Consider the following 13,184-nt stretch of genomic DNA (forward strand, 5'->3'; position numbering starts at 1 on the left):
TCAGCTGCCGTAGGTGTGCAGGGAACGGCCGCCCAACGACAGATCCGTCGAATGCTCGCCCGGGATGAGCGAACCCCCGCCAGGAGCCTGCGTGTACGCGAGCGGCGTCGTCGTCGGCGACAGCAGGCTGAGGCCCAGTGGCGACAGGAGATGGTGAAGGCGGTTGCCTTCGCGGACGCGGTAGACGAGGCCTGCGTTGGCCAGTACGGCAAGATGGCGGCTGGCCGCGGAGACCGTCATCCGCAGCTGCTGGGCGGCGTACGTCGCCGTCACACCGGCGGTCGCCATCTCGAGGATCGCCGCGCGGGTCGCGCCGATCAGGGCGGTCGTCGCTTGGTGCCGCGCTTCCAGGGTGACCCGGATGTGCCGGTCTACGGGGTAGACGACGACCGGCGGCAAGGACGGGTCGGCGAGGAGCATGACGTTTCCGTCTTCCTTGAAGAAGGACGGGATCAGGACGAGGCCACGGCCGTTGAGATACAGGTCGGAATCCCGGCGGACGTGGTGAACCTCGAGCACCTGGTCGTGGAAGCGGACGGTCGGGGCGAGGTTGTCCAGGAGGCGGCCGATGCCGCCGAGCAGGAACTGATGTGCGCGTACGGCTCGATCCGCGTCGACGGTCGCGGCTATCCGCAACCAGACCGGCGCCAGTGCCGCCTCGAAGTAGCTCCGTAGGCCGTCGCTGAGCGTCATCAGCGCACCGCGGCTTCCTCGTCGCAGGTCGTCGAGCCCGGAACCCAGCTCGCCCTGGGGTTTGCCCAGGAACTCGATTTCTCTGCGCAGCCGCGCTTTCGGGGTCGCGAGCAGACTGGCGAGGCCTGCCTCGATGCTCTCGGACGCCTCGTGCGGGGTCAGGAAATCCGGGAAGTAGCCCAGCGGCGGATTCAGCGCGAAGGCCATGGCGGTCTGCTTCTGCAACCTTCCCGCCGGGTGCAGCAGACGCAGCAGGTTGCGCCGCCACCCGGACAGCAATGGATCGAAATTGCGGCTCTGCACCACGTGCATGCTCAGCGCCGTCTCCCACATCGGATCTGGCGACGCGGCCAGGCGGACACGACTCAGGTCGGCCGCGGTGAAGTGAATTCTGAGCACATCAGAATCCTTACATCTCTTGCGGCGCACCGGGTGTCGCCTAGCCCACAGCGGCCCTTGAACAGTGGGCGTGACCTGCACTTTTGATCTGTGCCGCAACAACCTTGCCCGCACACCTCGAAGATTCGAAACTTATCGCGCTAAGCAAACTCCCAGCTGCGCGTAGGCCCCACAGCCCATCGGTCGCGCCGCCGTTCGGCGCTGACGCCGCCATGTCCGACGGCGTTTCGTGGCGTGGCCGCGAGACGCCGCCAGTCGGCGTGCGTACACCACCACCGAAGACGATCCTCGAGGAGCCCTGCATGGCTTGGTCACCGCGACTTCCGGTTCTCGTCGCCGCGACTCTTCTCCTGTCGGTCGTGGGCCCGCTGCCGACCGTCGCGTCGCAGGCCGCGCCGGCGGTCGTACCGCCACCCTGTGTGCAGGCGACGGACACGGAGCAGGCGGCGCTGGCGATGGCTCGGCGCTGCGGCTACCGGGTGGAGGCGCAGGGCTCGCGTACGGAGACGACGCAGGTCTTCGCCAACCCGGCGGGCTACATGACCGCCGAACAGAGCCTGCGGCCGCGCTGGGCGCGTACAAGCGCAGGCTCCTGGGTCGAGGCGGACGCGACGCTGCGCCGCACCGCGGACGGCTCGATTTCGCCGATCGCGCCGGTGTTCCCGATGACCTTCTCCGGCGGTGGGAAGGCGGCGCTCGCGACGCTGCGCAAGCCGGGACACGCGATGTCGTTGTCCTGGCCAGGGACGTTGCCGGAGCCGGTGCTGGCGGGCGCCACCGCGACCTACCCCGAGGTCTACCCGGGCGTCGACCTGCAGATCGAAGCGGAGGTCGACGGGTTCACCCACCTGCTGGTGGTGAAGAACCGCGAGGCGGCGGCGAATCCTGCGCTGCGGAAGATCCGTTTGGGGTTGACCGGCGCGGGCTTGACGTTCGCCGGGGGCGGCCACGGGGCGCTCTCGGCGAACGACAAGGCCGGCGGGCCGGTGTTCGCCTCGGCGGCGGCGACCATGTGGGACAGTCGCGGCGTGCAGCGGGCCGGTGTCTCGGCCGAGCAGGCCGGCGACGTCAAGGCGCGGACCGCGCTGGTGCGGGCCACGCCGGGCGTGGGCAAGCTCGACCTGGAGCCCGACCTGGACCTGCTGACCGGCCCGGACACGGTGTTCCCCGTCTACATCGACCCGTCGTGGACCGGTGGCATCAGCGGCAACGCCTTCACCATGGTGTGGTCGCGCTCCGACACGGTCACCAGCAGCTTCTGGCAGCGGACCAACGCCCTGAACAACTCCGACACCAAGGGCGACATGGGCGCGGGCCGCACCTGCGACGAACCGAACAGCAGCGGCGGCTGCGACAGTGTCCAGTACCTCATCCGCTCGCTGATCCGGATGGACCTCAGCAAGGCCGTCGGCAAGCACATCTTCGGCGCGAAGTTCTCCATCGAGCAGCGCTGGGCCTGGACCTGCTTCTCCGGCAACAACACCAAGCTGTGGCTGACCGGAGCCATCAGCTCCAGCACCACCTGGAACGCGCAGCCGACCTGGGACTCCGGCTACACGGCCGAGACGGTCGGCAACAAGAAACTGGGCGCGACGAACGGCTGCGCCGGCCCCGGGACCATCGAGTTCAGCGCCACCCATCTGGTCAACCGGGCGCTGTCGCTCGGCTCCTCGACGCTGACCGTCGGCCTGCGTCCGGCCAACGAAAGCGACGTCACCTACTGGAAGCGGTTCAACCACAGCACCGCCGCGCTGGCGATCGACTACAACAGCGTCCCCACCGTGGGCGCCCAGTCGACCAGCTTCAGCACCAGCTGCGTGGCGAGCACCGGGACCACGCCGCTGACCACCTCGCCGCTGTCCAGCGACAGCACGCCCGACCTCAGCGCGATCGCGGTGGACGCCGACACCGAGACCGACCTCAAGGGCGTGTTCGAGCTGCAGCGGTGGCTGCTCGCGGGCGAGGCGGGCGCCGGACTGCCCGCGCAGTGGGGCCCGTCGACGTCGAAGACCGACGCCACCGCGCGTGCCAACGGCGGCACCACCACCGTGAACGTCAGCGTCACCACCGGCACCTACCGATGGCGCGTCAAGATCTCCGACCCCTGGACGTACGGGACGACCAGCGGCACCGACGACTCCACCGACTCTCCCTGGTGCGAATTCCAGGTGGACGTCACGCCGCCGTCCGTGCCGGTCGTGACCTCCGCGCAGTACCCGGACAACTGCCACCCGTGCGGCGGCATCGGCACCACGGGCCGGTTCACCATCAGCGTCGGCAATGCGGCCGACACCGACGTCAGCGGCTACTACTGGGGCTTCAGCCCGGCTCCGGCCACCTTCATCCCGGTCACCGCGGGGGCGTCGGCGACGTTCGACTGGACCCCGGTCGCGGGCGGCCCGCAGACCCTGTACGTGCAGGCCCGTGACTCGTCCGGCAACACCAGCGGGATCCGGGCCGACTACGACTTCACCGTCGACGGCGCCGACCCGCTGCAGGCACGCTGGCGGCTGACCGAGCAGGTGGACGACTTCGGCGAGTTCCCGCCGCTGGCGGACTCCAGCGGCAACCAGCGGGACGCCACGCTGATGGGCGGTACGCTGGGCGTACCGGCGCGGGTGCCGGGCCAGACCGCGCTCGGCCTGGACGGAACCGCCGGCCAGTACGCGCGGCTCGACCGGTTCCTGGACACCACGCGCAGCTTCTCGGTGTCGGCCTGGGTGAAGCTGAACGCGAAGGGCGGCACGGCCGACCAGACGGCCGTCAGCCAGCGAGGCTCCTACTGGAGCGCGTTCTACCTGCAGTACGACGTCACCGTCGACCGCTGGGTGTTCGAGATCCCGTCCGCGCAGGACGAGACGTCGGACCCGACGTGGTGGACCGCCGAGTCCCTGGCCGCGCCGCAGATCGGCGTCTGGACGCATCTGACCGGGGTCTACGACTCGGCTGCCAAGAAGTCCTCGCTCTATGTCGACGGCGTCTTCCAGAGTTCCGAGACCGGCGTCGTCACCTTTGACGCCACCGGGGAGATGCGGTTGGGTGGCGGCGGCACGGGCCCGCTCAACGGATCGCTCGCCGATGTGCGGGCCTGGCAGCGGGTGCTCTTCGACGGCGAGATCCGCGACATGAGCCAGCCGAGCGCGGAGACCAAGACCGGCGAGTACCACTTCAACGAGACCTACCAGTCGTACGCCCTCGACTCGTCGAACCTCGGCAACAACCTGATGTTGTCCGGCGGGGCGCAGATCCCGGCGTCCGGGGCGGGCTACGACGGCACCGGCCTGCTGCTGATGGACGGCACCGGCGATGCGATCGCGTCCTCGCCGGCGGTCTACACGTCGCAGTCGTACACGGTCTCGGCCTGGGTCCGGCTGGACGGTACGACCCTGCCCACCATCGACCGCACGGTGGTCGGCCAGAGCGGCGACAAGGTCAGCGCGTTCTTCCTCGGCTACAAATGGGAGAGCGCCACGTCCAGCGGGCGATGGCGGATCTACCTGCCCGGCTCGGACTCCGACGGCGGCAACAGCGGAGGCGTGTCGGCCAAGTCCACGCCGTTCGGCGTCGAGATGCTCGGCAAGTGGACCCACCTGCAGGCCACCGTCGACGGCACGACCCGCGAGGTCAAGCTCTACGTCAACGGCGTACTCGACGGGCAGGCGATCAAGCCGACCCCGCTGTGGGACGCGAACGGCCCGCTGACCGTCGGCGGGGCACTGTGGACTGAGCTCACCGGGGGTACGCCCACCCTGGCCAACCACCGCTGGCTGGGTGCGCTCGACGAGGTCAGGGTGTACGCCGGGGTGCTGCCGGTCCAGGCGGGGGACTGGCGCTTCGGTCAGTGCACCGGCAGCCCGGTGGTGTGCGCCGACGGCGCTAGCCCGGCACATCCGGTGACCCTGTCCGGCGATGCGACCTGGGCCGCCGGGTACGCCCAGGGGCCCGGCCTGACCTTCAACGGCACCGGTTCGGCTGCCACCGCTGGGCCGGTCATCGACACGACCAAGTCCTTCACGGTCTCCGCCTGGGTGAGGCTCACCGACACCAGTACCCACGCCTGCGCGGTGTGCTTCGACGGGACCAGAACAGGGCCGTTCGTCCTGGGCTATCACAAGGGTGTGGACCGCTGGCGGTTCTGGGCGCACTCGGACGACACCGACGCGGCGGTCACCACGGGCGCCGAGTCCCCGCTCGCGCCGCAGCTGAACACCTGGACCCATCTGATCGGCGTGTACGACGCGGTGAACGGCGAGCTCAGGCTCTACGTCAACGGCGAGCTCGCCGCCACCACGAAGTACACCAAGGGCTGGCAGGCCACCGGGCCGCTGGTCATCGGCCGGGAGAAGTGGGCGGCCGGGGCGACGAACTTCTGGAAGGGCGGCCTCGACGAGGTTCGCGTCTATCAGGGCGTCGTCGCCGATCCGAAAGCACTGCTGGCCTAAGCCCCTCCGCCGAAAGGAGTAACGACATGCGGTCCCATCTCGCCGCCGGCCTCGCCGTGGTGTTGAGCGTGACGCTGGGCTCCGTCGTGATCGACGGCCCGGCTCAGGCGGCGACCTACGTCGCGCCCACCGCACAGCAGGACTGGGTCACGCCCAGCCGGGTCGTCGCGCCCGCAGCCGCTCCCGCCTCAGCGATCCAGCGAAGTCTCACGCGACGCGCGGCGTCGCCTGCCGTCCCGGTCTGGCCCAAGACCGGCGTCACCGACCTCGCGGTGTCCTTCACCCCGGGAAACCAGACCACCGTGAGTCTCTCCACGGGTACGCCGGTAGCCGTGGCCGCCGTCGGCGCCACTGCGCCGGCCAAGGTCAAGCTGCGCATGCTCGACCGGACTCAGACCGACGCCGCCGGTGTCAACGGCGTCATGTTCGGTCTCTCGCGTGCTGACGGCGTATCAGTGAAGGAACCTGTCAAGGTCTCCCTCGCCTATCGGGACTTCGCCGCGGCCTATGGCGCCGACTGGGCCCTGCGCCTGCGCCTGGTGCAGGTGCCGGCCTGCGCGCTGACCACACCGGGCAAGGCACAGTGCCGGCGCACCCCGCTGGTCACCAGCAACAACGCCGAGACCAAGACGCTCACCGCGCAGGTGACCGTCTCCGGCGTCGAGACGATGCTCGCCGCGGAGGGCGACACCGCCAGCGGCGCCGGCGACTACGGCGCGACGAGCCTGCAGCCCTCGGCGACGTGGAACGCGGGCAGCAGCACGGGCGAGTTCAACTGGAACTATCCGCTGCGGACCCCGCCCGCTGCGGGTGGCCCCGCTCCGAAGCTGGCCCTGGCCTACTCCTCGGCCAGCGTCGACGGGCGGATGGTCGCGTCGAACAACCAGCCGTCGTGGCTGGGCGAGGGTTTCGAGATGTGGCCGGGTTACATCGAGCGGCGCTACAAGTCCTGCGGCGACGACATGGGCAACGGCGGCAACAACACCGACAAGACGGCCGACCTGTGCTGGGGCACCGACAACGCCACCCTGTCACTGGCCGGGCACGCCGGTGAGCTGCTCAAAGACCCGACCGTTGCGAACCGCTGGCACCTGCGGGCCGACGACGGCACCTACATCCAGCGCCGCACGGGCGCCGGCAACGGCGACAACGACGGCGAATGGTGGGTGGTCACCACCACCGACGGCACGCAGTACTGGTTCGGTGGCAAGGCGGCCAGCAACTCCACGCTGACGGCGCCGGTCGCGTCCAACAACACCGGCGAGCCGGGCCACAAGACGTCCTTCGAGGACTCGTTCCACACCCGGGCCTGGCGCTGGAACCTGGACCACGTCGTGGACCAGCACGGCAACACGATGAGCTACTTCTACACCAAGGAGACCAACAAGTACGCCAAGCAGGGCTTGACCGACAAGCCCGTCGGGTACGACCGGGGCAGCTTCCTCAACCGCATCGAGTACGGCACCCGGAGCGATTCCACCGGAGCCGCGCCGATGATCGTGGAGTTCGACGACGAGGATCGCTGCTTCACCACGAGCTGCACCACCCACAACGGCACCAACTGGAAAGACGTGCCGTGGGACCTGGAGTGCAAGACGAGCCCGTGCTACGTCATCAGCCCCACGTTCTGGACGACCCGGCGACTGGGCTCGGTGACCACCAAACTGTGGAAGGGGACGGGGACCGACTACGCCCCGGTGACCACCTACCGGTTCACCCACTCCACCCCCGATCCGGGCGATGGCACCCGCGGCGGCCTCGTCCTGGACAAGATCTCCCAGACCGGGTACGTCCGCGTGGAGACCAGCGTCCCGGAGGTGACCTTCGCCTACGTCCAGCTCAACAACCGGGTCGATTCGCATCTCACCCCCGATCATTCGCCGGCGATGAACTGGTTCCGGCTGGCGCATGTCACCTCCGAGACGGGAGCGCGCATCGAGGTGACCTACTCGCCGGAGGACTGCGTACCCGGCAGCCGGATGCCGAGCCTCAGCGCACTCGACCAGAACACGCTGCGGTGCTATCCGGTGAAGTGGGCGCCGCCCGGTTACCAGAATCCGATCTGGGACTTCTTCCACAAGTACGTCGTCACCGAGGTGCACGAGGTGGACACGGTGTCGCCGGAGAAGGCCACGAAGGTCACCAAGTACCAGTACGCGAACGGCCCGGCCTGGCACTACACCGATGACGACGGATTGACCAAGGCGGAGTACAAGACGTGGTCGGTGTGGCGCGGATACGGCACCGTCTACACCCGGGTCGGTGTCGGAGCGGCCCAGACCCTCACCGAGACCCGGTACTACCAGGGCATGCACGGCGACAAGACCACGGGTGACCCGCGCGACGTCACTCTCGCCGCAGTCGACATGAACAAGGACGGCGACACCGCCGACGCGGTGGACGTCCCAAGTCAGAAGGACGAGGACGCGTACGCCGGCCTGCCGCGCGAGACGATCGTCTACAACGGCGAGAACGGGCCTGAGCTGTCCGCGAAGGTGACGGTGGCGTGGCAGTCGGCGCCGACGGCGACGCGGACGATCAACTCCGTCAGCGTCTATGCGCGTTTCACAGGAACGGCCGAGGAGCATCAGCGGACGATCCGGGACGGCGGCCGGGTGCCGCGGACGACGGCCACGCGTACCGACTTCGACGCCTTCGGCCTGCCGGTGGAGTTCGAGGACTACGGCGACCAGGCGGTGACCGGCGACGAGAAATGCACGCTGACCGACTATGCCCGCAACGCCGACGTCAACGACGGTGACGAGTGGCTGGCCTCGCTGGTGAAGCGCAAGCGGCAGTTCGTCGTCGGCTGCACCCGGGCGAAGCAGAGCGGTCTGACCAAGGACGACGTGGTCGTGGACGAGAAGACCTACTACGACTCCGCCACGAGCATCGACACGCCTCCCACCCGCGGCCTGCCGACCAAGCAGGAGCAGCTCGAGGACTGGGTGTCCGGCGCTCCGGTGCACATGGTGGCCTCCACCACGCAGTACGACGCGAGCGGGCGGCCCAAGGTCGCCACCGACAGCAAGGGCAACACCACGACCACCGACTACTTCCTCAACGCCGGTGGCCAGCTGGTACGCCAGGAGATGGCGAACCAGCTGGGCTGGACGGAGAAGGTCGAGATGGAGCCGGCCTTCGGCGTACCGGTGGCCAAGACCGATGCCAACTTCCGGGTCACGTCGTTCGAGTACGACGGCATGGGCCGGCTGACGTCCGTCTGGAAGCCGGGACGGGACAAGGGCGTACAGAGCGCCAACGAGATCTACACCTACCTGGTGCGCAACAACGCGCCGACGGTCGTGGCCACCGCGAAGCTCCTGCCGAACGGCGGCTACGTGACCACCTACGAACTGCACGACGGCATGCTGCGACCGCGGCAGACCCAGGCACCTCGGGGCGACGGCGCGGCGGGCACTCAGGTGAGCGACACCTTCTACGACTCCGCGGGCCGGGCCTGGAAGGCGTACGACACCTATCTGGTGGCGAGCACGCCGGGGCCGTCGCTGGTGGTCCCCAACGAGCAGGGCGAGGTGCCCTCCCGAACCGAGACCACGTTCGACGGCGCGGGTCGCAGCCTGACCGTCATCCGCTACGTGCGCAACTCGATGACCGGTGTGGTGACCGAGTACTCGCGGCAGGTCACCGCGTACGGCGGCGACCGGGTGGACGTCACGCCGCCGGCCGGTGGCACCGCCAGCTCCACCTTCACCGACCAGCACGGCAACACCACCGCGCTGTGGCACTACTTCGGCACGACGGCCACTCCGGCGGTCCCCGGCAGTTACGAGATCACCAAGTACGACTACACGGCCAAGGACCAGCTCGAGCAGGTCACCGATCCGGACGGCAACGTCTGGTCGTACACCTATGACCTGCGTGGCCAGCGGGACTCGATCACCGACCCCAACACCGGGACGGCGACGATGAAGTACAACAAGTACGGCGAGCTCGAATCCACGACGGGCCCGCGTGGCGTCAAGCTGGTGTATACGTACGACTTCTTGGGCCGCAAGACGGGCATGTACAAGAACGACGCCACGGTCGCCACGAACCTGCTGGCCGAGTGGAAGTACGACGAGCTGCTCAACACCCGCGGCCAGCGCACGAGTTCCATCCGGTACGACGCCAACCGCAACAAGTACGTCAGCGCCGTGCTCGGCTTCACCGCCACCTACCAGCCGACCGGGATGAAGATCTCGGTGCCGACGTCGGAGGTCGGGCTAGCCGGTGACTACCTCTACAACTTCACGTACCTGGCGGACGGCTCGCTGGAGACCACCCAGCTGCCGGACATCGACGGCCCGACCGGGATGACGTCGGAGACCCTGCGCAGCGAATACAACGGCCTGGGCAGCCCGTCGGCGTTGAAGACCAGCCTGGACGGCGGCACCTCCTACGTCTCGGCGACCAGCTACACCGGATACGGCGAACTGGCGACCACCACGCTGCAGCACAACGGCGGCAGCACGGTGACCCTGGCCAACGAGTACGCCGACGGCACCCGGCTGCTCAGCCGCAAGCTGACCAGCCGCCAGACCGCGCCGACGAACGTCATGGACCTGAACTACTCCTACGACGCCTCCGGTGGCGTCGTGCGGATGTCCGAGGCGGTCAACGGCGACCACCAGTGTTTCCGGTACGACTACCTGGGCCGGCTGACGCTGGCGTGGACACCGGCCGACGGCGACTGTGGTCCCGATCCGACCGCGAGCGCCCTGGGCGGTCCGGCCAAGTACTGGACGTCGTGGGAGTTCGACGCGTCGGGCAACCGCAAGACGCAGGTCGAGAACGTCACACCGACCGGCGTGAAGACCACCGGCTACGGCTATCCCGACGAGCCCAACCAGCTCAAGACGCTGTCGGTGAAGGACGACACCGGGACCAAGAACAGCACCATCACTTATGAACCCGGCGGCTACGTGAAGACCCGGCCCAACGGGGCGGCCAGCCAGTCCATCGAATGGGACGTCGAGGGGCACGCGTCCAAGGTCGGCACGACGGAGTACCTCTACGACGCGGACGGCAACCGGCTGATCCGCCGCGACTCCACCGGTAAGACGCTCTACCTGCCCAACCAGGAGCTGCGTTACACCACCAGTGGCGCGACGAAGAAGTGCACCCGCTACTACCAGTTCGGCGCCACCACAGTGGCCATGCGCACCACCGGGGGAGTGGTGTGGCTGTCCGCGGACCACCAGGGCACGACCGCGGTCACCATCAAGGCCACTGACCAGGCGGTCGCGATCCGGCGGCAGGATCCGTTCGGCAATACGCGTACCGGGTCGGGCACGTGGCCGGCGTCCATGGACAAGGGCTTCGTCGGCGGCACCAAGGACAACTCCGGCCTGACCCATCTGGGCGCGCGTGAGTACGACCCGGTGACCGGCCGGTTCATGAGTCCCGACCCGCTCATCGACTCGATGAACCGCGCGCAGCTCGATCCGTACAACTACGCGTTCCAGAATCCGATCGGCATGTCCGATCCGGACGGGATGGAGCCGTACTTCCCGTGGCAGAAGAAGGATTGGGTCTGGCTGGGCCGGTACAGCATGACCATGTACACCGGCGGCTACAAGATCGTCATGAACCTGGACCTCTACGCGGCCTGCCGCAACAACGGCTCCGAATGCGTCTTCAACTACTCGGACGGCTCGGGTGGGTACACCGCCTGGGTCAACACGGCGATCGCGTGGGACTGGGCCAAGAAGGGCTTCAACATCAAGCTGAAGATCTTCGTGGACGTCTCCATCTACGCGTACAAGCTGGGTGACGGCAAGACCAGCACGGTCGGGCCGCCGGTCAAGCCCATCGTCCTGCGGCCCCCCAAAGTCACCCAAAAGGCCAACTACTGCCTGCCCTACGACGAGCCGCCGGAGGAACCTCACTGCGACTTCTTCGGGCCTTGTGACGACTTCCACCTGTGGTGGAAGGGCAACAAGAACTGGGTGCTCGGCGGCATCACGGTCGCGGGCGTGATCACCTGTGCCTTCACCGCTGGTGCCGGGTGTTACCTCGCCGAAGGTATCGACGCGACGGTCGGCGTTGCCGATGACGTGCTGGACCTCGGGGAGCACTACCGGGAGAACGGCACGAACATGTACAACGACAAGGCCGCGGTCCTGCGGAAACTGCTTGCCGCGGGGGCGGACTACGGAACCGGCAAACTGCCCGACGTGCGGACCGAGTCGGGCCAGTTCAGCCCCAAGGGCCTCCTGGTGCAGTCCGCGTGGAACGGGCTCACCGGACCCGGAATGGCGCTCGAGGACGTCGTCGATCCGTTCAAGTGGACCTTCATCAGCGGTTTCTGAGCTACCAACCATGGCGAAACGATTGGGGATACCTTTGCGTACCACGTTCCTGCGGGCTGCGCTCGCGGCCCTGCTGACCGCCGCGGCGGTCACGGCCACGGCGCCCAGCCAGGCGTACGCCGCACCGTCGACCCTGTTCGGGTCGACGACGAACGGCGCCTACCTGGCGAACTACGGGCCGGCCGACATGCTGCGGGCGTTCTTCTCCGGCGCGCCCGGCGACTGGACGACGAACTCGAAGCTCAACGGCACCGCGCCGGTCAACGTCTCGTTCAAGTACCCGCCGGCCGAGGTGGCCGCCGGAACCCATGACGCGGCACTGCGTACGTTCTTCAGCACCGCGCCGAGCGACCGCACCGTCTGGTGGACGTTCTTCCACGAGCCGGAGGACAACATCGCGGCCGGCGAGTTCACCAAGGCCGAGTACATCGCCGCCTGGCGGCGTATCTGGACCATCACCCACGAGACCGCGGTCTACAAGGCCAACGTCAAGGCGACGCTCGTGCTGATGGACTGGTCGCTCGACCCGGCGAGCGGGCGGAACTGGCTGGACTACTACCCGGGCGACGTCTATGTCGACGTGCTGTCCTGGGACATCTACAACTTCTACGACGACAACGCGAGCCTGACCGACAACGAGACGATGGCTGAGCACCAGGTGCGCCGCCCGAGTCTCGCCACGACGCTGGCCCGGGGCAAGCCGTTCGCGATCAGCGAGCTCGGTTACCTGGACGCGAACGACCGGGCGGCCTTCCTGGCCGACCTGGCGAACTGGGCCCGGGACAACAACACGGTCTTCGTCGCGTACTACGACTACAACCTCAACTTCGACTACCGGCTGCACGACGTCGCCTCCCAGCAGGCGTGGCACAGCGCGATCGACAACTCGCTGTTCGCCGGCGCCGTGACCGCGACCAACAATCCGGCGGCGGGCGTCACGTCGACGTCGGCGACGCTGTCGTGCCGCGTCGATCCGCACAACCAGAGCTACCGCGTCGCCGTGGCCTCCTGGAAAACGGTGGGCGGGACCGGTTTCGTCGAAACGCCGGGGGTCGTCGTCTCCGACGGCCCGGAGACCGTCACCTCGGTCCGCACCGGGCTCACTCCGAACTCCGGCTACACGTTCCGCTGCAAGATCTACGACGCGAACGACGTGCTGGTGCTCAAGCCCGCCACGGTCGCGTTCACCACGACGCCCTGACGTTCCACCTGCGTCATAGCCAGGTCGCGCCCCTCGTCGCCCGCAGGTGTGGAGGGGGGCCGGTGCAGTAACCCCCCGGCGGGGGCCCTGCGAACTAAGAAAATTAGGGAGAGCACCCCGGTGAAATACAGTCAC

4 protein-coding genes are annotated in these 13,184 nt (G+C 68.2%); 3 read left to right on the top strand and 1 reads right to left on the bottom strand.

Annotated features, from left to right (window positions below):
* The gene (locus AB0M47_RS26415; RefSeq protein ID WP_363418697.1) at nucleotides 1-1,092 is read right to left on the bottom strand and encodes a transcriptional regulator; all 1,092 of its coding nucleotides are present in this window, start codon (nucleotides 1,090-1,092) and stop codon (nucleotides 1-3) included.
* Between the two features lie 302 nt (nucleotides 1,093-1,394).
* Here AB0M47_RS26415 and AB0M47_RS26420 point away from each other — a divergent pair, with 302 nt between their 5' ends.
* The 3 genes from AB0M47_RS26420 to AB0M47_RS26430 are packed head-to-tail and all read left to right on the top strand — an operon-like array spanning nucleotide 1,395 to nucleotide 13,049.
* Nucleotides 1,395-5,534: a LamG-like jellyroll fold domain-containing protein gene (locus AB0M47_RS26420; RefSeq protein WP_363418699.1), complete on the top strand. Its 4,140-nt coding sequence runs from the start codon at nucleotides 1,395-1,397 to the stop codon at nucleotides 5,532-5,534.
* 26 nt (nucleotides 5,535-5,560) lie between these two features.
* Nucleotides 5,561-11,848, top strand: a complete 6,288-nt coding sequence (locus AB0M47_RS26425; RefSeq protein ID WP_363418701.1) for an RHS repeat-associated core domain-containing protein — start codon at nucleotides 5,561-5,563, stop codon at nucleotides 11,846-11,848.
* Nucleotides 11,849-11,858: 10 nt separating this feature from the next.
* Nucleotides 11,859-13,049: a hypothetical protein gene (locus AB0M47_RS26430; protein WP_363418703.1), complete on the top strand. Its 1,191-nt coding sequence runs from the start codon at nucleotides 11,859-11,861 to the stop codon at nucleotides 13,047-13,049.
* Nucleotides 13,050-13,184: the final 135 nt, after the last annotated feature.

The organism is Hamadaea sp. NPDC051192, assembly GCF_040682475.1.
Taxonomy (GTDB): Bacteria; Actinomycetota; Actinomycetes; order Mycobacteriales; family Micromonosporaceae; genus Hamadaea; species Hamadaea flava.